This is a genomic window from Citrobacter sp. Cf118 (assembly GCF_030334095.1).
GTDB lineage: Bacteria > Pseudomonadota > Gammaproteobacteria > Enterobacterales > Enterobacteriaceae > Citrobacter > Citrobacter freundii.
Map to the genome: position 1 here is coordinate 276,822 of NZ_JAOWES010000087.1, position 23,934 is coordinate 300,755.

Sequence of the window (23,934 nt, forward strand, 5' to 3'; positions counted from 1 at the left end):
CTGCACTCCTTAACGCCCGAGATAAACTTCAATAACCTGCTCGTTGGCCTGCACTTCACGAAGGCTCCCCTGAGCCAGGACACGTCCTTGATGTAATACTGTAACGCGATCGGCAATGGTTTCGACAAATCCCATATCGTGCTCAACAACCATCAGAGAGTGCTTACCGGCAAGCTGGCGAAACAGCTCCGCCGTGTATTCCGTTTCCGCATCCGTCATCCCCGCCGCGGGTTCATCCAGTAGCAGTAAATGCGGCTCCTGTACCAGCAGCATGCCAATTTCGAGAAACTGTTTTTGCCCATGCGAAAGCAGACCGGCGCTGCGGGCCCGCTCATTACCCAGCCGCAACAGCGCCAGTACTTCATCAATACGATCCCGCTGTTCGCCTGAGAGTCGTGCCCGTAGAGAACCCCAGACAGATTTATCATTTTTCAGCGCCAGCTCCAGGTTATCTTCCACCGTTAATGCTTCAAATACCGTGGGCTTTTGAAATTTCCGTCCAATCCCCTGACGTGCAATGGCAATGGGATCCAGCGTCGTTAAGTCGGATGACTGATCGTATATCGCACGACCACTTTGCGGCCTGGTTTTGCCGGTAATGACATCCATTAACGTCGTTTTTCCGGCGCCGTTGGGCCCGATGATGCAACGCAGTTCCCCAACCCCAATATTGAGCGTGAGATCGGTTAGCGCCTGAAAGCCATCGAAGTTAACGTTAATTTTTTCCAGCTGTAGCACCGGATCAGTCTGGTTGCGAAACCGATCCCCCGGCATCTGGCGAGTAAATAGCCCTTCATCTGGCTGCATTATTTGTCTCCCTTGCGAAACAGACCAATTACACCTCGGGGTAAAAACAGCGTAACGCCAATAAAGATCAGGCCAAGAAACAGTTGCCAGTATTCCGGCATGATGACGGTAAACAGGCTTTTCGCGCCATTCACCAACACGGCGCCGAATACCGGGCCGATCAGGGTTCCACGTCCGCCGAGGGCAACCCAAATCGCCGCTTCAATCGAGTTGGTCGGCGACATTTCGCTAGGGTTAATGATTCCCACCTGCGGAACATACAGCGCTCCTGCCAGGCCGCACAGTACAGCGGAAAGCGTCCACACCAGTAACTTGAAACCTTTCGGATCGTAACCACAGAACATCAGACGGTTCTCTGCATCGCGCACGGCAGTCAGAATACGGCCGAACTTACTGCGGGCCAGCGCCAGTCCCAGCCATAATGCCAGCACCAGCAGCATGACCGTCGCCAGAAACAGCGCGATACGGGTTGAGGTGGCGGTTACCGGGAATCCCAGAATGGTGGTAAAGCCGGTAAAACCGTTATTTCCCCCAAAACCCGTTTCGTTGCGAAAAAACAGCAGCATTCCTGCGAAAGTCAGGGCCTGGGTCATGATGGAGAAATAGACCCCTTTGATTTTTGACCGAAAGGCAAACCAACCAAATACCAGTGCCAGCAGGCCAGGAACCAGAACGACCAGCAGTAGCGCCCAGATAAAATGTTGCGTCCCCCACCAAAACCACGGCAGCTCGCTCCACGACAGGAATGACATGAAGGCCGGTAATCCTTCGCCAGAGGCCTGGCGCATCAGGTACATTCCCATCGCATACCCTCCCAGCGCAAAGAAAATACCGTGTCCCAGCGAGAGCATGCCGGCATAGCCCCACACCAGATCCAGCGCGACCGCCACAATGGCATAACAGAGAATTTTCCCGGCCAGCGTTAGCGTCCACACCGATATAGCCAGCGGATGGTCCGCAGGTAACAGCGCAAGAAATGGTAGAATAATCAACGCCAGCAGCAACCCCAGTCCCAGGATGCGCGTCGCGCGTGGCGCTTTACGCGCCAGCGTTAATGTCATTGGCATCGTCATCAGTCAATAACCCTCCCTTTTAGCGCGAACAGCCCCTGCGGACGTTTCTGAATAAACAGAATAATCAGCACCAGAATCATGATTTTGCCTAGAACTGCCCCCACCTGAGGCTCCAGAATTTTATTGAAGATCCCCAGTCCAAACGCCGCGGCCACGCTCCCAGCGAGTTGTCCCACGCCGCCCAGCACCACAACCAGAAACGAATCGATAATGTAGCTTTGCCCCAATTCGGGTCCTACGTTGCCCAACTGCGAGAGCGCTACGCCCCCCAGCCCGGCAATGCCTGAACCAAGGCCAAAGGCCAGCATATCGACGCGTCCAGTAGGTACGCCGCAGCATGCCGCCATATTTCGATTCTGCGTCACTGCACGTACGCGCAGCCCAAGGCGCGTTTTATTCAACAACAGCCAGGTGAAAAACAGCACCAGAATGGCAAAGCCAAGCACCACAATTCGGTTCCACGGTAAAATCAGATTGGCATAAACCTGAATCCCCCCTGAAAGCCATGCCGGATTGGCGACTTCCAGGTTTTGCGCGCCGAAGGACATACGCACCAACTGGATGAGCATCAGGCTGATCCCCCAGGTCGCCAGCAGCGTTTCGAGAGGACGCCCGTATAAATGGCGGATCACCCCGCGCTCAAGCAGCATTCCCACCGCCGCGGTAAGTAAAAAGGCAACCGGCAGCGCAATAACCGGATACCAGGCTAGCCATTGCGGGAAAAACTGGCCCATCAGCTGTTGAACCATCCAGGTACAGTAAGCCCCGAGCATTAACATCTCGCCATGCGCCATATTAATGACGCCGAGTAATCCATAGGTTATAGCCAGACCCAATGCCGCCAGCAGCAAAATAGAACCCAGCGACAGCCCCATAAAGGCCTGTCCAAGAAGGTCCCCAACCTTCATACGATGCGCGATGGAATTCAGGCTTTCGCCAGCGGCAGCACGCACGCGGGTATCGGGTTCATGTTCAGCCTGGGTGAATGGTTGCAGGCGCGCCTGAGTTTCAGGATCATTTGACGCCCCTAATAGTTCGATTGCCTGACGTCTGACTTCCGGCGAGGAACTGTTCAGCTGCAGGTTTGCCAGTGCAATAGCCAGCGCGGATTTCACATCACCACTTGACTCCTGAGCCAGTCGTTGCTGTAAAAACGGCAGCATATCCGGCTGTGCCTCACGCTGTAATGTACGAGCTGCCTCTAACCTTAACGTGACACTGTCACTTAAAAGCTGATGGACAGCCAGCGCTCCTGCCACCAGATTACGCAGGCGGTTAGTCAGGCGAATTTTTTTTAGCTCGCCGTTTGGGATTGTCGCTGTTCCTAACGGTTGTGCGTGCGAGCCGTTCATGATGAAGGTATTTTTCGCGTTATCAGTCAGCAGACTCTCCTCGCGCAACGCGCTGAGCATCGGCAAACGCTGAATGTCGGGATTGATCGACCATTGTTCGAGCAAGGCGGCCTGCTGAGTTCGATTTGCGGCTGTAAAGGTATCGGCATCTGATGCCTGCGCTATCCACGGCAAAAACCACGTCAGCAACAACACACCACGAATAAAGCGCATAGCTTTCATGAGCGTTCTCCAAAGCGGTACCCTCCCGCAGGAGGGCACACGATCAGTTGCTGGCGGTTTTCACAGGCTGTTCAGATTTTTTATCATTACCAGCGATGTACGGACTCCACGGCTGGGCGCGGACCGGCTCATCGGTTTGCCATACCACGTTAAACTGGCCATTGCCCTCAATCTCGCCAATCATGACGGGTTTATGCAGGTGATGGTTGGTCGCATCCATGGTCAGGGTAAAGCCTGATGGCGCAGCGAAGGATTGCCCCGCCATTGCAGCGCGAACTTTATCCACATCGGTCGTTCCGGCTTTTTCTACCGCCTGCGCCCACATATGGAGGCCAACATACGTAGCTTCCATGGGGTCGTTTGTCACCACCGATTCAGCATTTGGTAATTTGTGCGCTTTGGCATACGCCCGGTAATCCGCGACAAACTTCTTGTTGGCAGCGTTATCGACGGACTCAAAGTAGTTCCAGGCTGCAAGGTTGCCCACCAGCGGTTTGGTATCAATACCGCGTAACTCCTCCTCACCCACGGAGAATGCCACCACAGGAACATCGGTGGCTTTCAGGCCCTGGTTGGCCAACTCTTTATAGAATGGAACGTTAGAATCGCCGTTGATGGTTGATACCACCGCCGTTTTCCCCCCTGCGGCGAATTTTTTAATACTGGCGACAATGGTCTGGTAATCGCTGTGTCCGAATGGGGTGTACACCTCTTCGATGTCTTTATCGGCAACTCCTTTTGAGTGCAAAAAGGCGCGTAAAATTTTGTTGGTCGTGCGTGGATAAACATAATCCGTGCCCAGCAGGAAGAAGCGTTTCGCGCTGCCGCCGTCCTCACTCATCAGATACTCAACTGCCGGGATCGCCTGCTGGTTGGGGGCTGCGCCGGTATAGAAGACGTTAGGCGACATCTCCTCACCTTCATATTGCACTGGGTAAAACAGCAGACCGTTCAATTCTTCAAATACTGGTAGAACCGATTTACGCGAAACCGATGTCCAGCAGCCAAAAACTGCCGCTATCTTATCCTGACTCAGCAACTGCCTTGCTTTTTCAGCAAATAACGGCCAGTTCGAGGCCGGGTCAACCACCACCGGTTCCAGCTTTTTACCCAACACACCGCCCTGAGCATTAATTTCATCGATGGTCATCAACGCCACATCTTTTAGCGGCGTTTCGGATATGGCCATCGTGCCGGATAAAGAATGCATGATGCCAACCTTGATGGTGTCGGCTGCCTGAACGCTAAAACTCACGCCCATTGCTACAACAGAGGCAGAAAGTGCAAAAGCTTTTAAAAATGTACGACGCTGCATAGTTTCACTCCTGAAATTAAACTTGCTGAAAGCTCCGGTGCAGCCGGGCAGACAAAACGGTGCAAATTAAAGGTGTTCAGAAGTGATAAGGCAAAAACGATGCCAGATATTAAAACATCATATAAAATCAACAGATTAGCATCTCGCGCACAAAAATCAGTATTACATTTTCCCGCCAAACGGGTTAAGCAAACGAAAAATTGAACCACCATGAGACAACCCTGCATTATAAACGTGCAACAATTTGTGTCAGCAGCACACTGTCATAACAGCGTCTCAGGTTTTAAAAACGGGGTTATTTGTGCGCAGATAAATGTGTCTCGTCACTATTATTTATTTTATTCGACGTGATCATGTCAAAAATTTACTTTTCAGCCGAAATAATCACACAGTTCAGTCTTTGTTTAAGATTGAATTGCTACTATAGTCATAAGCGAGGTGAACTTAAGGTAAGAGAGGAAACTCACAGATAAAGGAGCATTTACTATGCTGGGTAATATGAATATTTTTATGGCTGTTCTGGGAATTATTTTATTTTCAGGCTTCCTGGCCGCGTATTTTAGCCACAGATGGGATGATTAATGAACGGAGATAGTCCTGAACCGACCCGGCCCCTTGTTGCGTAACTGCACAAGGGGCCATTTTTTTACCTGCATTGCCCTTCCGACACCTTTTCCCTGATTAGCAGATAAAAAAAACCGCCGGTTAAACCAGCGGTAAATGCTTGCATGGATAGATTTGTGTTTTGCTTTTATACGCTATCAGGCAATTCCCTGCGAAGATAACGGATAGTCAGCTAACCTATCATCGACAACCCCAATGAAAGTTAAACGAAACGCAACTACCTCAAACCGTTTTTCGAAAACTCACTCACTGATGGGATGCGAGGTCCCGTCATTGGTGTCCACCAACGTGATCCGCTCATTTTCATCCATAAACATGCAGCGATTCCTGCCGGTCTGTTTCCCCTGATACATCGCCCTGTCAGCCCGACCAAGCGCGGTGTCCAGCGTTTCACCCGGCTGGACTCGGGTTATGCCTGCCGTCACCGTGATACCGATCTCTCCATCAGTGTAGGGAATTTTTTTCTGCCCAATCAGACGACAAAGTCGAAAACCCGCCTGGCATGCCTGCTCGTCCGTTTTTGTTCTGATGATGATAATGAACTCTTCTCCACCGTAGCGGTACGCCACCTCATCATATCGCGTCCATGACAATAAATTTGATGCCAGAACCCGTAATACCAAGTCACCAACCAAATGGCCATAGGTATCGTTAACGTATTTAAAACGATCGATATCTAACAACAATATATAGAGATTAAGCGGTTCGGCATCGAGCAACTGCCGATCAAAAGACTCATCGAGCATTCTTCTGCCGGGCAAACCTGTTAATACATCGATATTACTGCGGATATTCAATAAATATATTTTGTAGTCCATTACAGATGAGGTAAATGCCAGCAGCGCGTCCTGGAAACTGTCGAAATGCCATGGATGGCTACGTTTCTCCACTATAGCCAATAGCAACTCCTTGCCTAATAAATGCATCTTTTCGTGGGTGGCATTTATCTTGCTTACGTAACTACAATCATCCTCATTGTACCGCGATTGATTATTAAGCCACTGTCCAAATCGACAAACACAATGCGAATGTTCACCCATAATATCCGGCTGAGTAACATCTGAAGACACCACGCAGCGGAACATTGTCACTAACCATTTGTAGTGGGCATCAATGGACTTGTTCAACTCAATCAAAATTGCATCTATTTCCTTCGTATTTCTCATCATTGCAGTCTCCCTCCCTGTGCGAGCACTTCTGATGCAGATATTTTAACGACCAAAAAGAAAATTTATGTAATCTTTTTTATAGTTATCAATGCGTCAGAGACAGAACGCTCTATGCAAAGCCCTCCGTAGAGGGCTTATTTTTCTTATCACGGTAGCAACTGATGCTGATGCCCAGATTAATGCTTATTTGCCAACTGAACCACTTTCATTCGTATTTGAGTTTCTCCAGCTACCTTTTTTATCCGTCTTCAGGATGATATGTAATCCGTCCTCAAATACGTTCAGGTCTTCCGCAGTTACAAAATGCTCTTTAGCCTTATGGCCATTTAACAAGACCGCCCCATCTTTTTTAACAACCAACTGATTAACGCGTTGACCGTTTGGCATAAATACCCCGTAACTACCAACAAAAGGCGCATAGCGTCTGGTTGCTTCCTGGGTCGCGGTTTCCAGTTTAAAACCACGGGCGGAGTTCTGCGCTTTAGTTTTAGTTACATCACAGCCACGCAGCTCAGATTCCTGTGTGCACCCGCTACGCTCCAACTGCGCGCGGTAGCTTGCGCTAATCGCATACGCTGGCGATGTAGTCACGGTAGCCAAAACTGCCAGAGAGATTAAAACCTTATTCATAGTATTCCCATTATCATCATTGCGCCCCACCCGGAAGGTAAAGCAAATAGCGAAAAGATTGTCCCAGCAAGATTATTTATTCATCAAGCCGCAACAGAAAAGCAAAACATGATTAATAAAGCATAATTAACATATATTAATATTGCGCATAACTTTAGCTACCACTCTATTTCAAAAGTAAATAAGTGGTTATTTTCGGCGTTACCAGAAATATCCTGATGACTTTTTTATCTTTCATAAATTGAGATGTCAGCGCAGCGCAATTAATAAAGAAAATTGTTTATTTCAGTAAGTTAATAAGTATTTACCAAGCCTGCTCTAGTATCAAAGGGATAATATTTAACACAGACAGCAACAAAATAGCACTTATTTTTATATGCTTTTTTGGACATTTAAACATAACGCCCTTGCCGTTCGCGCTTATTTTTGGCGATATTCTGGAGAGTGATTCTGGAAAAACCGGGCATCACGCCCGGTTCAACATTCTGGCTAATTATGTCTTACGCGCTCAAACCACGATGTTCCAGCATCGACTCCATTCGTGGTTCGCGTCCGCTCCACTGGCGATAGAGTTCAGCTAAATCAGTGCTATTTCCGCGTGACAAAATCGCTTCGCGGAATTTCTGCCCGTTTTCACGGGTTAATCCGCCCTGCTCTACAAACCACTGATAGCCGTCATCGGCCAGCATTTGCGTCCACAGATAGGCGTAATAACCCGCGGCATAACCGCCGCCGAAGATATGGGCAAAATAGCTGCTGCGATAACGTGGTGGCACGGCCTTGAGATCCAAACCTTCTGCTGCCAGCGCCTGCTGTTCAAATTGATCGACCGAAAGAGATAACGCGCTATTTTCCAGACCGTGCCAGCGCATATCCAGCAATGCAGCACTGAGCAGTTCGGTCATGTCGTAACCTTTGTTAAACAGGCTGGCCTGCTGCATTTTATCTCGCAACGCCTGCGGCATTTGCACCCCGGTAACAACATGACGAGCAAAACGGGCAAAGACCTGCGGATGACTCGCCCAGTGTTCGTTAATCTGCGAAGGAAATTCAACAAAATCACGCGGAGTGTTGGTCCCTGAAAGCGTGGCGTAACGCTGAGTGGCGAACAGACCGTGCAACGTGTGGCCAAACTCATGAAATAACGTAATAACATCATCCCATAATAACAATGCAGGCTGACCTTTTGCCGGTTTTTGATAATTACACACGTTGTAAATAACCGGCCGGGTTTCATTGAGTTGCGATTGCTCAACAAAATTGCCCATCCAGGCACCACCGCTTTTCGATTCCCGGGCAAAGAAATCGCCGTAAAATAACGCCAGACCTACACCATCGTGATCAAATATTTCCCATACCCTAACATCCGGGTGATAAACAGGAATGTCGAACCGTTCTATAAATTTTATGCCAAAGAGTTGATTGGCCGTCCAGAAAACGCCTTCGTTCAGCACCGTATCAAGGGCAAAGTAAGGTTTGAGCTGCGCCTCATCCAGAGCATATTTCTCACGACGAACCTGCTCAGCATAAAATGCCCAGTCCCAGGCCTCGACGTTAAATTGTCCCTTTTCGTGATTGATAACATTCTGGATTTCGGCCTGTTCATCTAATGCCCGAGCTCGCGCAGCAGGAACAATCGCCCGCATGAAAGTCAGTGCAGCTTCCGGTGTTTTTGCCATCTGGTCGGCAATTTTCCATGCAGCGTAATTGGCAAAACCGAGTAGTTTCGCCTGCTGCATCCGGATCTCGACCAGTCGCTGAATAATAGCCCGAGTATCGTTAGCGTCATTGTTTTCTGCTCTCGTCCATGCGCGGGTGAACAGACTTTCACGGGTATGGCGATCGCGTAACGCCGCAAGCGCTGGTTGCTGAGTCGTGTTCAATAACGGGATAACCCAACGCGCATCGAGCCCTTTCTCCCTTGCAGCTTCAGCGGCAACGGCAATTTCCTCAGCGCTGAGTCCCTCCAGATAACGTGCATCATCCACGACCAGAGCACCGGACTTGTTCGCTGCCAACAGCCGTTGGTTAAACTGGCTGGTCAGCGTGGCGGACTCTGTATTGAGCGCTTTAAGGTTCGCTTTATCAGTCTCATTCAGACATGCGTTGGCCAGTACAAAACGCTGGTGGATGACCTCCAGCAAGCGTAATGATTCACTTTCCAGCCTCAGAGAACCTCTCCGTTGCCAGACAGCGTCAACGCGCAAGAAGAGTGCTTCATTGAGATAGATATCATTGGCAAGGCTCGCCAGTTCTGCGGAAAACTCTTCGTCAAGGTGCTGTAGTTCATCGTTGGTGTGCGCCGCCGTCATCGCGAAGAAAACGCTGGTTACGCGTGTCAGCAAAGCGCCGCTTTGCTCAAGCGCCAGCAACGTATTGGCAAAATCAGGGGCTTGCGGGTTTTGCACAATCGCCTCGATCTCTGCACGTTTTTGCCGCACGCCTTCATCGAACGCTGGGCGATAGTGCTGCACCTCTATCTGATCAAACTGCGGGGCCTGATACGGCAACGTGCTGTGACTTAAAAAAGGATTCGTTAACAACATCTTTCACTCCTGAAAACGATTTGTTTACCAGAGTAGACTTCCCAGGATTCAACCGCAATTGCGTTACGCAGGAATAGCTCTGAACGGAAATGACGTGCTATGGTAGTACTACATAAAAAGCGTTGAGGAACAGTGAGATGATCGTTTTAGTAACCGGAGCAACCGCAGGTTTTGGTGAGTGCATTACGCGTCGTTTTATTGAGAATGGGCATAAAGTTATTGCCACCGGACGCCGCCAGGAGCGCCTGCAGGAACTGAAAGAGGAATTGGGTGACCGCCTCTATACCGCGCAACTGGACGTACGTAATCGTGCATCAATTGAAGAAATGCTGGACGCCCTCCCTGCTGAATGGCGCAATATTGATGTTCTGGTCAACAACGCAGGTCTGGCGCTGGGCCTTGAGCCTGCCCATAAGGCCAGCGTTGAAGACTGGGAAAATATGATCGACACCAACAACAAGGGGCTGGTTTATATGACCCGTGCCGTTCTGCCAGGCATGGTTGAACGCAACCGCGGTCATATTATCAATATCGGTTCTACAGCGGGCAGTTGGCCATACGCTGGCGGTAACGTCTACGGTGCGACCAAAGCATTTGTTCGCCAGTTTAGCCTGAATTTACGTACTGATTTACACGGCACTGCCATTCGCGTTACCGACATCGAACCGGGTCTGGTTGGCGGTACGGAATTCTCTAATGTCCGTTTCAAAGGTGATGATGCCAAAGCTGAAAAAGCCTACGAAAATACCACGGCGCTGACCCCGCAAGATGTCACAGAGGCGGTATGGTGGGTGGCTTCTTTACCGGCTCATGTCAATATCAACACCCTTGAAATGATGCCTGTCACACAGTCTTTTGCCGGGCTGAGTATTCATCGGGGCTAATTTCTCTGCCCGGCCTTGCGCCGGGTATAGATAGCCTAAAAGAAGTGATAAAATAACCGGGTTAACTCTCTAAAAAGTAAGAATGAATGACCGTAGAAACGCAGCTCAACCCTACACAGCCAGTAAATCAACAGATTTACCGTATTCTTCGCCGTGATATCGTGCATTGTCTGATAGCACCCGGTACACCGCTGTCTGAGAAAGAGGTTTCCGTACGCTTTAATGTGTCACGCCAGCCGGTACGAGAAGCATTCATCAAACTGGCAGAAAACGGTCTGATTCAGATCCGCCCACAGCGTGGCAGCTATGTGAACAAGATTTCGCTGTCGCAGGTGCAAAATGGTTGTTTTGTCCGCCAGGCGATTGAATGTGCCGTGGTACGCCGCGCCGCATCGCTGATCAACGACCAACAGTGCTATCAGCTTGAACAAAATTTGCATCAGCAGCGCATCGCAATTGACCGAAAACAGATCAATGATTTCTTCCAGCTTGATGATGAGTTTCATCAGAAACTGGCTTTAATCGCCGAGTGCCAACTCGCCTGGGATACCGTTGAGAATATAAAGGCTACAATTGACCGCGTTCGTTATATGAGCCTGGATCATATTTCCCCGCCTGAAATGCTGTTACGCCAGCATCACGATATCTTTGCCGCCCTTGAGAAACATGATGGCGATGCGGTCGAGCGCGCAATGATGCTCCATCTCCAGGAAATTGGTGAGTCCGTTCAGCTTATTCGTCAGGAAAATAGCGACTGGTTCAGCGAAGATTAATACTACGCTCGCCTCACACCGGGGGTGAGTTTCTCCTGCGTTTTCCCCTCTCCTGCATAACTGCATAAAAAAAGCTGTGATTTTGATCGAAAACAAAAAAAATCCTTAACGAGAAGCGTATTTATATTGCGCCCGTTACGTGGGACTAAAAGCCCACGGGCTTTGACGGTAAGTTGGAAAGGAGAAAACACCATGAAAACATACGATCGTAACCGTAACGCAATCACCACTGGCAGCCGCGTCATGATCAGCGACACCGGGCTCACAGGCCGCATTACAGCGATAGATACCGATGGCCTGACCGCTGAGCAGATTCGCCGCGGAAAAACAGTGGAAATCGAAGGGTGTGAAGGCAAATATGCCCCCCTCGAGCTGATTCGTTTAGGCATGAACTAATTGGTGTGAATGCCAGAAAACACAGCGCCATCTGGCCCGTTGAAAGCCAGATGGCGACATAAAACATAATCTTCGTTATTTCAGTTTTGCTGCATACTTCGCAACCGTCGCCTTCGCCCCTTCAGCCAGTAAAGCAAGATATGCTTGTGTAACCTGGTTTTTGAACAATTCAACCTGTGGCAGTTCACGACCAAAGATAGCATCGATCGCCAGCAGCGCCTGAACGCGCTCTTCGCCCTCGTTACTGCTACGCACCGCATTCTGGATCACGGGCAACAGCGGATCGCTAATTTCAATCGCCTGGCCCTGCTCATCCACACCGCCGACGTAGCGCATCCAGCCCGCCACGCCCAGCGCCAGTAAATCAAAGTGACTGCCGTTTACAATGTGCCAACGAACGGAATCAAGCATACGCTGCGGCAATTTTTGGCTTCCGTCCATAGCGATCTGCCAGGTACGATGACGCAGTGCCGGGTTGCTGTAACGCTCAATTAACAGATCGGCATAACGCTGTAGATCAACACCTTTTACTTTCAGTGTGGGTGCTTGTTCCTGCAACATCAGCGCACGAGCAGCAAGACGATAGTTTTCATCGTCCATACAATCATTAATATGTTGATAACCGGCCAGATAACCAAGATAAGCCAGGAAAGAGTGGCTGCCGTTGAGCATACGCAGTTTCATCTCTTCAAACGGAATGACATCTGCCACCAGCTCCGCTCCTGCCTTCTCCCATTCAGGGCGACCGGCGACAAAGTTATCTTCGATAACCCACTGACGGAACGGCTCACATGCCACACCTGCCGGGTCGCGTACGCCAGTGATGTGTTCAATTTTGTCCAGTGTCTCTGGGGTAACTGCCGGGACAATTCGATCAACCATAGTCGACGGGAACGTCACATGTTGTTCGATCCACGCAGCCAGTTCTTCATCCACCGCTCTGGCATACGCGGTGACAACATTACGCATTACATGACCGTTTTCAGGCATGTTGTCGCAGGACATCACAGTAAAGGCGGCTAAACCTGCCGCTTTGCGGCGTGCCAAAGCCTCAACCACTACGCCTGGCGCAGTTTTTGGCTGTTTCGGGTTTTGCAGATCGGCGGCAATCATTGGATTGTCTAACATCAGTTGACCGGTCGCCGGAGAATGGCAGTATCCTTTCTCCGTTATGGTCAGGGAAACGATCGCGACCTGTGGTTCACACATCGCTGCCAGTACGCTTTCCAGACCATCAACCTGCGCATGCAATGCATTTTTCACCACGCCCACGACTCTCGCAGTCCAGGCATCAGCAGACATCTCTGCAACGGTATACAGATTATCTTGCTGTTTCAGATCGAAAATCTGCTGCTCGCCGCCAATCAGATTCACTTCGCAGTAGCCCCAGTCACTGCCGTGATCTGCAGCCAAAATGTCAGCGTAAACCCCCTGATGTGCGCGGTGAAACGCGCCAAACCCCAGATGAACAATACGCGGAACCAGTTTTGTACGATCGTAGTCAGGAAGTGCAGCCTTTGCCGCTAAGAGCTTGTTTTGCATGGTATGGCCTACTTATAAATGAAATCAGGACTGTTCCAGAGTAACGCCTGTATGGTTGTATGTTTTGATTTGCATTAAGCTTTTTATGATTGGTATGACATCATATAAAGCTGTGTAATAGCATGGACAACGTACGAGACATCCGTCCATGATAGTGTCTGGTATCAGTTTGTCTGAGTCACCGAGCAACGAACCTTCTCGGCTTTATTCACCTCGGCAGCATCCTCAAGCACGCTCAGGTCGCGATCTTTCACTTCTGGCATCAGCAACGCGGAAATCAGACCGATCAGTGAGTAGGCGATGACCATCACCAGAATTGGCCACCAGGAATTGGTCATGTTGCAGAAAATACCCGCCAGAACCGGACCAAAACCAACGGCAACTAACCCGCCCGCCTCTTTTGAAATCGCCATTCGCGTAAACCGGTTACGGGCACCGAACATTTCCGCCATAGTAATATTTTCGAGAGCAAATAACCCCAATACGGCAAAGTTATGAATAACAATCAGTGCCGTCATAATGACACCCGGGCTATACGTTTTATCCACTACAATTGACAACATCGGGTAAGCCAAAATAATTGCCGAGATATTCAGGATAATATAAGGAAAACGACGACCAAATTTATCAGACAACCAACCAAGCAACGGTATTGTAATAAAGCCCAGTACCGAACTGATCATTAAGGCATCAGTGGGGATAGATTTATCAAATAACAGCGTTTGCACTAAATAACCGGCAAGGAAGGTTTGGATTAACCCTGAGTTACCCGCCTGTCCAAAACGTAGGCCAGTTGCCAGCCAGAAAGATTTACTGGTAAACATCGCCCCCAGCGTGTTTTCTGACGAATTATTTAATGCCGGAGCGTTTTCTTCATCATTCACTTTCTCAAATACCGGGCTTTCTTTGAGATTCATACGTAACCAGATGGCAAAGATCATCACCACGACACTCGCCAGGAACGGAATACGCCAACCCCAGGCTAATAACTCCTCACGGTCGAGAACAAAGAACATCACTGCCCAGATGGCCGTTGCGCTAAGGGTTCCACAGTTGGTTCCCATGGCAACAAGTGAGGAAATAATGCCACGTTTACCTTTTGGCGCGTACTCAGCAAGCATCGTGCCTGCGCCGGAGATTTCAGCCCCTGCACCAAGCCCTTGCACGATACGCAGCGTCACCAGCAGAACAGGCGCAAAGATACCAATTTGTGCATATGTTGGCAGCACGCCAATTAAGGTCGTACAAATTCCCATCATGGTGATGGTAATAAACAGCACTTTTTTACGCCCAATGCTGTCACCCATTTTGCCAAATATAAATGCGCCAACGATACGAGCAATATATCCTGCACCGTATGTACCCATCGCTAAAATAAGCGCCATGGCGGCAGACTGTTCCGGGAAAAATATTTCATGGAATACCAGTGCGGCACCCAGAGAATATAACTGAAAATCCATAAATTCGAGCGCAGTACCCAACCATCCGGATACGGCAGCTCTGACCAGATCTTTCGTGGACCTTTCGTGTTTTTCTTGATTCATATTGGCTATCTCTAAGAGGTAAGATGCGTACCACTTACTCGCAGTTTTTATATTATTCAGTGAATGTGAGTAAGACTTTGCAGCAGTGCTGCTGATCTTTCTCAAACAATTCAATTGCGTCTGTAACGTGGTGATAGTCAAAAGTGTGAGTAATAAGTTGATTAGGATCGATGAGTCCATTGACCAACCAGTCAATCACAACCGGGAATTTGTTCGCATTTAATCTTGAGGAATAAATGGACAGTTCTTTACCGGTAATACCTTGTTGAATAATCTGACAAGGATCGCTGGAGAAGCCCATCAGAACAATTCGCGCGGCTGGCGATGCCAGCGTGATAGCCTCCTGTAAAATGGATGGATGGCAAGCTGCATCCACGATGATGGTCGGTTTTAGCCCGTTTTCTACCAGAAACTCTTGCAACGAGTGCTGACTATTATTGATGGCCCAGTCTGCACCACACTGCTTCGCCATGGCCAGGCGTTCATCGATTCTGTCAGCAATCACTACGGTTTTAACCTTATAGACACGCTTAAGCGCCTGTACAGTGGTCAGTCCCATAGGCCCTGCGCCATAAATCAGCGCAATATCGTTTTCTGTCGGATTAATTTGCCCGGTTACGTTTGCGGCGATGGTAAATGGTTCGACCATAACGGCATGCTCTTCAGGCACAGTATCGGGGATCGTCCAGGCATTTTTCGCCGGCACGACAGCGTACTCGCTGAAACCGCCATCGCGATGCACGCCCAGCACCACCAGCGATGTACAAACGTTAGGTTTACCAATGGAACAGGGATAACAATGTCCGCAGCTGATGACCGGATCAACGGACACCCGCTCGCCTATTCGCGAATGGTCAACGCCGTCACCTACCGTCTCGATCACACCATAAAACTCGTGGCCAATCACGCGCGGGTATTGTGCAAATGGATTATGACCGCGGTAAATATGGCTGTCTGAACCACAAATTCCCGCCAGTTTCACTTTTACCCTGACCTCACCTGCTGAGGGTTCTGGCACCGGTCGTTCGGCGATAATCAGCGTATTTGGTTTTTCAATCACGATACTTTTCATAGCAAATCACTCCTTACCAGTTCCACAGCGTGCCATCTTCCAGGCGAGCAACAGGCAGATATGCAGGGTCATACGGATATTTCGCCGCCAGTTTTTCGTCAAACTCGATCCCAAGGCCGGGTTTGTCTCCTGGGTGCATATAGCCGTTATCAAATGTCCAGTTATGTGGGAACACTTCCAGCATCTGCTCGGAATAGCCCATATATTCCTGTACGCCGAAGTTCGGCACCCACAGATCAAAATGCAGCGCGGCGGCCATGCACACAGGCGATAGATCGGAAGGTCCATGTGAACCGGTACGTACCTGATACAGCGACGCGAAATCAGCAATCCGGCGCATACCGGTGATACCACCTGCATGGGTGATGGTGGTGCGGATAAAGTCGATCAATTGTTCTTCGATCAGCTGTTTGCAGTCCCAGATGCTATTGAACACTTCCCCTACCGCAATCGGCGTGACGGTATGCTGGCGGATCAGGCGGAAGCACTCCTGGTTTTCAGCTGGGGTTGGGTCTTCCATCCAGAACAGACGATATTGCTCAATGCTTTTGCCAAAACGGGCCGCTTCAATTGGCGTCAGACGGTGATGCATGTCGTGCAGGAGATGTTCGTTGAAACCGAATTTATCGCGCACGGCTTCAAACAGTTTTGGCGTGAAATCGAGATATTTCTCCGTTGACCATAACTGTTCTTCCGGCCATTGCCCTTTAGTGGCAGGTTCATAGGCCAGTCCTTTGCCTTTAGACATACCGTAAGTGGTTTTCATGCCCGGTACGCCACACTGTACGCGAATCGCTTTAAAACCCATTTCTTTATGACGCGCATAATCTTCGATTACGTCATCCACGGTATGGCCAGTGGTGTGGCAATAAACCATAACTCCTTCACGAGAAGCACCGCCGAGTAACTGGTACAACGGCATATTGGCTGCTTTCGCTTTGATGTCCCACAATGCCATATCCACTGCGGAAATCGCCGACATGGTGACCGGCCCACGACGCCAGTACGCGCCTTTGTAGAAAAACTGCCAGATATCCTCAATACGATGCGCATCACGACCAATAAGCTGCGGGCACACGTGATCTTTCAGATACGACGCCACGGACAGCTCGCGTCCATTTAACGTGGCATCTCCCAGCCCGGTGATCCCATCTTCTGTCGTAATTTTCAACGTCACAAAATTACGCCCAGGACAGGTAACAAAAACATCAGCCCCAACAATCTTCATTTCTTATTCCCTACATCTGTTCTTGTGATGCATGAAATTTACTCAACTGAGCTACTACCATACAAGTATAAAGATCAAAAAAACTCTGCTTGATCACAAAAAAGGCGCTATGCGCGCCCCCATCCAGCCACAATGATCAACATGCCGCACAACGCCACCAGCGCGCCAGACCAGTCATACAAACTGAGTTTTACACCATCGACAATGCGTAGCCATAGCAGCGCGGTCACCACGTAAACACCGCCATAGGCTGCGTATACACGCCCGCTGGCTGCCGGATGCAGTGTCAGCAACCAGACGAATAAAGCCAGTGACATCCCGGCGGGTATCAGCAACCAGGCTGTAGCCCCTCGCTTAAGCCAAAGCCAGGGTAAAAAGCAGCCAATGATTTCGCATAACGCGGTGACGAAAAAAAGGAATGTGGTCTTAAGCATTGATGTTATTCAGTTACCTTCGGTTTAGCTATGATACGACAGAATCTCGTTAGCGTATCCATATCCACCGGGTGGGTATGCCCGCAAACCGGAATAGTGTAGAATTTAACCCTGTTTTATCGTTTTTACCCTTTCCCATAAAAGGAATTCGCCATGAAAATTACACTGACCAAACGCCTGTGCCTGACGGCTATGCTGACGCTGGCTGCGGCTGTGTACACCTCTTCCGCATTTGCTGAAACCAGTAAACTGGTCATTGAATCCGGGGACAGTGCGCAAAGTCGTCAACAAGCAGCAATGGAAAAGGAACAATGGAACGATACGCGTCAGCTTCGCCAGAAAGTCAACAAACGTGCAGAGAAAGAGTGGGACAAAGCCGATGCAGCCTTTGATAGCCGTGATAAATGCGAACAGAGCGCTAATATTAATGCGTACTGGGAACCTAACACACTGCGCTGCCTTGACCGCCGTACAGGCCGCACCGTTGCCCCATAATCATTGCACTTTGAAGGATATTGAAAGGATACGATATGACTAGCGCCCTCAGTGTTAAGTTGCGCCCGCTGGAGCGTGAAGATTTACGATTCGTCCATCAGCTTGATAATAACGCCAGCGTAATGCGTTACTGGTTTGAAGAACCTTACGAAGCGTTTGTTGAGCTGTCAGACCTGTATGACAAACACATTCACGACCAAAGCGAACGTCGCTTTGTGGTGGAATGCGACGGTGAAAAAGCCGGACTCGTGGAACTGGTTGAAATTAACCATGTGCACCGACGGGCGGAATTCCAGATCATTATTTCCCCTGATTATCAGGGCAAAGGTCTGGCTTCCCGGGCTGCTAAGCTGGCGATGGATTACGGCTTTACCGTACTCAATTTATATAAGCTGTATCTGATCGTTGATAAAGAGAACGAAAAAGCTATCCACATCTACCGTAAACTTGGCTTTATGGTCGAAGGCGAGCTGATTCATGAATTCTTTATCAACGGCCAATACCGCAACACTATCCGTATGTGTATCTTCCAGCAGCAGTATCTGGCAGAACATAAAACGTCAGGTCCAAACCTGCTGCAACCTACAGCTCAATAAAGCCTGACTAATAGTACGCGATGGTGTTTTCAATTGAGTAATGGTGTTCAACTGCCGGCTTCACGCTCTCGTCAACGATAACGAGCTGGCAGTTGACCGGATTTGCGTATTCATCGTATTTGCACGTTTGTTTGACGTTGCCTACCGGATGATTGTTGAGCAGGCTCACCGCGGTGTAATCCAGCTTCTTCAACGGGTCGACCGACGGTTTGGCATCAACCTGTAAGGTATTGTCCTTATTGACGGTTGTTTTACCCAGCGGGTAGCCTTCCGCATCATAGCGATATTCCACCTTCATCTCTTTCCCCGTCGCAGAAACGACAAAACCGTTATCGTCGGTATCCCACACCACTCCTGCCGCAGGCAGTTCCGCCAGTTGGCATTTGCCCTGTAAACGGATCCGTTTTTCCAGCGTTTCGGCATCCCGGTAGTAGTTTGCATCCAGGACCAGCGCCATACCGGTATTGTTTTCAATATCGTGCAGTTCAAGCGTATCGAAACACCCTTCCTGTGACAGCGTACCAACGACACGCTTAGTAACCTCACCTTTATCATTAAGCAGCGTCTGGCTGAAATCTTTCACCGGCCCACGAAGCGGGTCGAAATCAAATTCATTGGAAAAACTGGCCATTTCCGGCGTAAAGGAAACCAGCCCTTTAGCGTTATCACACCCAACCAGCACGACGCACAGGAAACCTAACAGGGTCTGTTTCTTCACATTTTTCACCGGGATAAGAAGATAATTCTCAATCATATTAGCAAATACAGTTATTTACACCAGAAATGCTAATCTTAGTTTAAGTCGATCATAAAGGAGCTGATGATGAAATACATACCAGGAATTGCCGCGATCATATTGGTAGTCGCTTCCCCGCAGGTTCTGGCGGCACCCGCGTCATGCGAGCGCGTAAAAAGCGATATCGAACAGCGCATCATCAATAATGGTGTTGCTGAATCCAGCTTCACGCTGAATATTGTCCCCAACGATCAGGCCGATCAACCTGACTCTCTGGTAGTCGGACATTGTGCAAATGATACGCACAAAATTCTCTATACCCGGACCAACAGCGGCAACGCCCCCGCCAATAGCACATCTGCACAAGACGGACACGTCGCCGAACCGCAATAAATCTCACCCTCCGTGCGCGGAGGGTTACTCCAGTTTGATATGCATTAAGATGACATACTCATAAATGGGTAAACTCACTCCATTATTAGCATGCTATTAATTTCGATATAGAGATTAATATATAGCGATAACTATAATGGAGTGAGTTATGTCTGATATTGAGCAATATGGAGGCATCAGCCGCAGGATGTTAGTGAAATCCTCGGCTATCGGTTCGCTGGCGCTTGCCGCAGGCGGGCTGTCATTACCTTTCGGAATGCGCACCGCCGCCGCTGCGGTACAACAAGCGATACAACCGGCTGAAGAGAAAGTGGTTTGGGGCGCGTGCTCCGTAAACTGCGGCAGCCGTTGTGCCCTGCAACTCCACGTCAAAGATGACGAAGTCGTATGGGTGGAGTCCGATACGACCGGAGACGATATTTATGGTCAGCACCAGGTTCGTGCCTGTCTGCGTGGGCGTTCAATCCGCCGACGGATCAATCATCCGGATCGCCTGAACTATCCGATGAAGCGCGTAGGCAAACGTGGTGAGGGAAAATTCGAACGTATAACCTGGCAGGAAGCGCTGGATACCATCAGTGACAGTTTAAAAAATACCGTGGAGAAATACGGTAATGAAGCTGTTTATATTAATTACACCTCAGGCATTGTAGGCGGCAACATTACGCGCTCCTCTCCTTATGCCTCGCTGGTCGCTCGCCTGATGAACTGCTATGGCGGATTTCTGAGTCATTACGGCACTTACAGCACCGCACAAATCGCAGCAGCAATGCCCTATACCTACGGCTCAAATGACGGCAACAGCACATCCGACATCGAAAACACGAAACTGGTAGTAATGTTTGGCAATAATCCTGCCGAAACGCGCATGAGCGGCGGCGGAATAACGTACTTCCTTGAACAGGCCCGGGAGCGATCTAATGCCCGGATGATCGTCATTGATCCGCGCTATACCGATACCGCTGCGGGTCGTGAAGATGAGTGGATCCCTATCCGCCCGGGAACCGATGCCGCACTCGTGGCGGGGCTTGCCTGGGTTATGATTAACGAAAATCTTGTCGACCAGGCGTTCCTCGACACATATTGCATTGGTTATGACGAGAAAACCCTACCCGCCGACGCCCCCGCTAACGGACATTACAAGGCCTATATACTTGGCAACGGCGATGACGGTATCGCTAAAACGCCCCAATGGGCCTCGCATGTCACCGGGATCCCCGCCGATCGCATTATCAAACTGGCTCGGGAAATCGGCAGCACAAAACCGGCATATATTTGTCAGGGTTGGGGTCCGCAACGTCAGGCTAACGGCGAACTGACCTCACGCGCGATCGCGATGTTGCCTATCCTGACCGGCAACGTTGGCATCAACGGCGGCAATAGCGGTGCACGAGAATCAACCTACACCATCACGATTGAACGCATGCCGCTGCCGGAGAATCCCATCAAGACCCAGATATCCTGCTTTAGCTGGACCGACGCCATCGCTCGTGGCCCGGAAATGACCGCAACCCGCGATGGCGTGCGCGGGAAAGATAAGCTCGATGTACCGATTAAATTTATCTGGAACTACGCGGGCAACACCATTACTAATCAGCACTCAGATATCAATAAAACGCATGAGATCCTTCAGGATGATACGAAATGCGAAATGATAGTTGTCATAGAAAACTTCATGACATCCTCAGCCAAATATGCCGATATTCTGCTGCCGGACCTAATGACCGTCGAACAGGAAGACATTATTCCTAACGACTATGCGGGCAACATGGGATACCTCATTTTTATTCAACCCGCGACATCACCGAAGTTCGAGCGTAAACCGATCTACTGGATAATGAGCGAAGTCGCCAAACGCCTTGGCAATGATATCTATCAACGCTTTACGGAAGGCCGTACTCAGGAACAGTGGCTCCAGTATCTATATGCAAAAATGCTGGCCAAAGACCCCGCGCTGCCTTCCTATGACGAGCTGAAAAAAATGGGGATCTATAAACGTAAAGACCCTAACGGGCATTTTGTCGCTTATAAAAAATTCCGCGACGATCCGCAGGCCAATCCGCTCAAAACACCGTCCGGAAAGATTGAAATTTATTCCAGTCGACTGGCGAAAATAGCCAGCACCTGGGAGTTGCAAAAGGACGAAGTAATTAGCCCGCTTCCCGTCTACGCCTCTACGTTTGAAGGGTGGGATGATCCGAAACGCAGCGCATTTCCGCTGCAGTTGTTTGGCTTCCATTACAAATCCCGTACGCACTCCAGCTACGGCAATATCGATGTTCTGCAGGCGTCCTGCCGTCAGGAAGTGTGGATCAACCCTGTCGATGCCCAAAAGCGTGGTATTGCAAATGGCGATATGGTGCGGGTCTTTAACGACCGCAGTGAAGTACGTATTGCGGCCAAAGTGACGCCGCGGATCCTGCCTGGCGTCAGCGCAATGGGCCAGGGTGCATGGCACGATGCCGATATGACCGGCGACAAAATTGATCATGGCGCCTGCGTCAATACGCTGACAACACAGCGCCCTTCACCGCTGGCAAAAGGCAACCCACAGCACACTAATCTGGTCGAGATCGAGAAGGTTTAAGGACTAACCCATGACAACTCAGTATGGATTTTTTATTGATTCCAGTCGTTGCACCGGATGCAAAACCTGCGAACTGGCCTGCAAAGACTACAAGGATCTCACGCCCGACGTCAGTTTCCGCCGGATTTACGAATACGCCGGAGGTGACTGGCAGGAAGACAACGGCGTCTGGCGACAGAACGTTTTCGCCTACTACCTCTCCATTGCCTGTAACCACTGTGAAGATCCGGCCTGTGCCAAGGTTTGCCCCAGCGGGGCTATGCATAAACGTGATGATGGTTTTGTGGTCGTTGATGAAGATGTGTGTATTGGCTGTCGTTACTGCCACATGGCCTGTCCGTACGGCGCACCGCAGTACAATGCCGCCAAAGGGCATATGACCAAGTGCGATGGCTGTCATGACCGCGTGGCAGACGGCAAAAAGCCTGTCTGCGTCGAGTCCTGTCCGCTGCGTGCGCTGGACTTCGGTCCCATTGATGAGCTGCGCAAAAAATATGGTGATCTGGCAGCCGTCGCCCCGCTGCCGAGTGCGCACTTCACCAGACCGAGTATTGTGATCAAACCCAACGCCAATTGCCGCCCGACCGGGGATACCACGGGTTTTCTGGCTAATCCAAAGGAGGTGTAAAATGGGCAATGGATGGCATGAATGGCCACTGGTCCTGTTTACGGTGCTCGGCCAGTGCGTGGCCGGGGCGCTGATCGTAAGTGGTTACGGCTGGCTGACCGCTAAAGACGAGCGGGTAAAACAACGTATCGTTCGCAGTATGTTTTTTCTGTGGCTGGTGATGGGCATCGCCTTTCTCGCCTCGGTCATGCATTTAGGTTCGCCGCTGCGCGCATTTAACTCGCTGAACAGAATTGGCGCATCGGCGCTGAGTAACGAAATTGCCAGCGGTTCGCTGTTTTTCGCCGTCGGTGGCCTGTGGTGGCTGGTTGCGTTTCTCGGTAAAATGCCCGCGACGTTAGGTAAAATCTGGCTACTGTTGAGCATGTTGCTGGGCCTGGTATTTGTCTATGCGATGACCAACGTCTACCAGATAGACACCGTCCCAACCTGGTATAACGGCTATACTACACTGGCGTTTTTCATGACGATGCTGCTGAGCGGTCCGCTGTTTGCCGCCCTGCTGCTGCGGGCTGCGGGTGTTTCCTGCAGCCCTGCCAGATTCGCCGGTATCAGCGTGCTGGCCCTGCTGGTGACCGTGGCTGTTGTTGTGCTGCAGGGACTGTCGCTCGGCGAAATCCACAGTTCGGTACAAAACGCCGGCGCGCTGGTGCCCGACTACGCAAGCCTGCAGGTCTGGCGCATCCTCCTGCTGGTTGCGGGGCTGGGCTGCTGGATATGCCCGCTTGTCCGTCGCAAAGAACCGTCCGTCGGCGGACTGGCGCTGGGCTTAGTGTCCGTCCTCGCCGGTGAAATCATTGGCCGCGGCTTGTTTTACGGTTTACATATGACAGTCGGAATGGCTGTCGCAGGTTAATTTTCGGGTGCGGGGCAACCCGCACTGTTCAG

General features: G+C 50.2%; 23 protein-coding genes. 10 read left to right on the forward strand and 13 right to left on the reverse strand.

Features of this window, described 5'->3' with window-relative positions:
• Positions 1–9: 9 nt before the first annotated feature.
• Genes urtD through urtA form a run of 4 tightly spaced genes read right to left on the reverse strand, consistent with a single transcriptional unit; the run spans position 10 to position 4,769 of the window.
• A complete protein-coding gene (gene urtD, locus OGX67_RS16575) occupies positions 10–807 on the reverse strand; it encodes an urea ABC transporter ATP-binding protein UrtD (RefSeq protein WP_257651479.1) in 798 nt (265 codons plus the stop codon).
• Complete coding sequence (gene urtC, locus OGX67_RS16580) at positions 807–1,880, reverse strand: urea ABC transporter permease subunit UrtC (RefSeq protein WP_044712398.1); 1,074 nt, start codon at positions 1,878–1,880, stop codon at positions 807–809. The genes urtD and urtC overlap by 1 nt, the downstream gene beginning before the upstream one ends.
• Entirely contained in the window at positions 1,880–3,454 is a 1,575-nt protein-coding gene (gene urtB, locus OGX67_RS16585; protein WP_257651478.1) for an urea ABC transporter permease subunit UrtB, read from the reverse strand. The genes urtC and urtB overlap by 1 nt, the downstream gene beginning before the upstream one ends.
• Before the next feature lie 43 nt (positions 3,455–3,497).
• A complete protein-coding gene (gene urtA, locus OGX67_RS16590) occupies positions 3,498–4,769 on the reverse strand; it encodes an urea ABC transporter substrate-binding protein (RefSeq protein WP_257651477.1) in 1,272 nt (423 codons plus the stop codon).
• Positions 4,770–5,255: 486 nt separating this feature from the next.
• On the opposite strand from urtA, the gene mgtS reads away from it, so the two are divergent.
• The gene (gene mgtS, locus OGX67_RS16595) at positions 5,256–5,351 is read left to right on the forward strand and encodes a protein MgtS (RefSeq protein WP_003032406.1); all 96 of its coding nucleotides are present in this window, start codon (positions 5,256–5,258) and stop codon (positions 5,349–5,351) included.
• Positions 5,352–5,635: 284 nt separating this feature from the next.
• Here the strand turns inward: mgtS and OGX67_RS16600 are convergent, their stop codons facing one another.
• The 3 genes from OGX67_RS16600 to dcp form a co-directional block, all read right to left on the reverse strand.
• Complete coding sequence (locus OGX67_RS16600) at positions 5,636–6,562, reverse strand: diguanylate cyclase (protein ID WP_071697134.1); 927 nt, start codon at positions 6,560–6,562, stop codon at positions 5,636–5,638.
• Positions 6,563–6,745: 183 nt separating this feature from the next.
• Complete coding sequence (locus OGX67_RS16605) at positions 6,746–7,192, reverse strand: hypothetical protein (protein WP_071685552.1); 447 nt, start codon at positions 7,190–7,192, stop codon at positions 6,746–6,748.
• Between the two features lie 500 nt (positions 7,193–7,692).
• On the reverse strand, positions 7,693–9,735 hold the full coding sequence (dcp, locus tag OGX67_RS16610; protein WP_286527085.1) for a peptidyl-dipeptidase Dcp: 2,043 nt from the start codon (positions 9,733–9,735) through the stop codon (positions 7,693–7,695).
• Positions 9,736–9,875: 140 nt separating this feature from the next.
• Between dcp and ydfG the strand changes: the two genes are divergently transcribed.
• The 3 genes from ydfG (at position 9,876) to ydfZ (ending at position 11,791) form a co-directional block, all read left to right on the forward strand.
• Positions 9,876–10,622, forward strand: a complete 747-nt coding sequence (ydfG, locus tag OGX67_RS16615) for a bifunctional NADP-dependent 3-hydroxy acid dehydrogenase/3-hydroxypropionate dehydrogenase YdfG (protein WP_032949263.1) — start codon at positions 9,876–9,878, stop codon at positions 10,620–10,622.
• Between the two features lie 86 nt (positions 10,623–10,708).
• Complete coding sequence (locus OGX67_RS16620) at positions 10,709–11,395, forward strand: GntR family transcriptional regulator (RefSeq protein ID WP_003032396.1); 687 nt, start codon at positions 10,709–10,711, stop codon at positions 11,393–11,395.
• A 192-nt stretch (positions 11,396–11,587) separates the two neighbouring features.
• Positions 11,588–11,791 (forward strand): putative selenium delivery protein YdfZ, encoded by a 204-nt coding sequence (gene ydfZ / locus OGX67_RS16625; RefSeq protein ID WP_003032393.1) that lies wholly within the window; start codon positions 11,588–11,590, stop codon positions 11,789–11,791.
• Between the two features lie 75 nt (positions 11,792–11,866).
• On the opposite strand, the gene OGX67_RS16630 is transcribed toward ydfZ, so the two are convergent.
• The 5 genes from OGX67_RS16630 to OGX67_RS16650 form a co-directional block, all read right to left on the reverse strand.
• Complete coding sequence (locus OGX67_RS16630) at positions 11,867–13,333, reverse strand: mannitol dehydrogenase family protein (RefSeq protein ID WP_071697137.1); 1,467 nt, start codon at positions 13,331–13,333, stop codon at positions 11,867–11,869.
• Positions 13,334–13,497: 164 nt separating this feature from the next.
• Positions 13,498–14,877 carry an MFS transporter gene (locus OGX67_RS16635; protein ID WP_257651475.1) on the reverse strand — a complete coding sequence of 460 codons (1,380 nt, stop codon included), beginning with the start codon at positions 14,875–14,877 and terminating at the stop codon, positions 13,498–13,500.
• 52 nt (positions 14,878–14,929) lie between these two features.
• Positions 14,930–15,949: a Zn-dependent oxidoreductase gene (locus tag OGX67_RS16640; RefSeq protein ID WP_257651474.1), complete on the reverse strand. Its 1,020-nt coding sequence runs from the start codon at positions 15,947–15,949 to the stop codon at positions 14,930–14,932.
• A 13-nt stretch (positions 15,950–15,962) separates the two neighbouring features.
• Positions 15,963–17,177: a starvation-sensing protein RspA gene (gene rspA / locus OGX67_RS16645; protein WP_257651473.1), complete on the reverse strand. Its 1,215-nt coding sequence runs from the start codon at positions 17,175–17,177 to the stop codon at positions 15,963–15,965.
• A gap of 107 nt (positions 17,178–17,284) precedes the next feature.
• Positions 17,285–17,611 (reverse strand): YnfA family protein, encoded by a 327-nt coding sequence (locus OGX67_RS16650; protein WP_003032384.1) that lies wholly within the window; start codon positions 17,609–17,611, stop codon positions 17,285–17,287.
• A gap of 153 nt (positions 17,612–17,764) precedes the next feature.
• Here OGX67_RS16650 and OGX67_RS16655 point away from each other — a divergent pair, with 153 nt between their 5' ends.
• Both OGX67_RS16655 and speG read left to right on the forward strand, forming a co-directional pair.
• Positions 17,765–18,106, forward strand: a complete 342-nt coding sequence (locus OGX67_RS16655) for a DUF1283 family protein (protein ID WP_257651472.1) — start codon at positions 17,765–17,767, stop codon at positions 18,104–18,106.
• Between the two features lie 35 nt (positions 18,107–18,141).
• Positions 18,142–18,702 carry a spermidine N1-acetyltransferase gene (gene speG / locus OGX67_RS16660; protein WP_003032379.1) on the forward strand — a complete coding sequence of 187 codons (561 nt, stop codon included), beginning with the start codon at positions 18,142–18,144 and terminating at the stop codon, positions 18,700–18,702.
• A 7-nt stretch (positions 18,703–18,709) separates the two neighbouring features.
• Here the strand turns inward: speG and OGX67_RS16665 are convergent, their stop codons facing one another.
• On the reverse strand, positions 18,710–19,420 hold the full coding sequence (locus OGX67_RS16665; RefSeq protein WP_003032377.1) for a YnfC family lipoprotein: 711 nt from the start codon (positions 19,418–19,420) through the stop codon (positions 18,710–18,712).
• A 102-nt stretch (positions 19,421–19,522) separates the two neighbouring features.
• Between OGX67_RS16665 and OGX67_RS16670 the strand changes: the two genes are divergently transcribed.
• From OGX67_RS16670 to OGX67_RS16685, 4 genes are all read left to right on the forward strand, one after another.
• Positions 19,523–19,831 (forward strand): DUF1161 domain-containing protein, encoded by a 309-nt coding sequence (locus OGX67_RS16670; protein ID WP_085951541.1) that lies wholly within the window; start codon positions 19,523–19,525, stop codon positions 19,829–19,831.
• Positions 19,832–19,979: 148 nt separating this feature from the next.
• Entirely contained in the window at positions 19,980–22,418 is a 2,439-nt protein-coding gene (gene ynfE / locus OGX67_RS16675) for a selenate/tellurate reductase subunit YnfE (RefSeq protein ID WP_286526859.1), read from the forward strand.
• 10 nt (positions 22,419–22,428) lie between these two features.
• Positions 22,429–23,046, forward strand: coding sequence for a DMSO/selenate family reductase complex B subunit (locus tag OGX67_RS16680; RefSeq protein ID WP_171859342.1), 618 nt, complete (start codon positions 22,429–22,431; stop codon positions 23,044–23,046).
• A gap of 1 nt (position 23,047) precedes the next feature.
• Positions 23,048–23,902 carry a dimethyl sulfoxide reductase anchor subunit family protein gene (locus OGX67_RS16685; protein WP_130714666.1) on the forward strand — a complete coding sequence of 285 codons (855 nt, stop codon included), beginning with the start codon at positions 23,048–23,050 and terminating at the stop codon, positions 23,900–23,902.
• Positions 23,903–23,934: the final 32 nt, after the last annotated feature.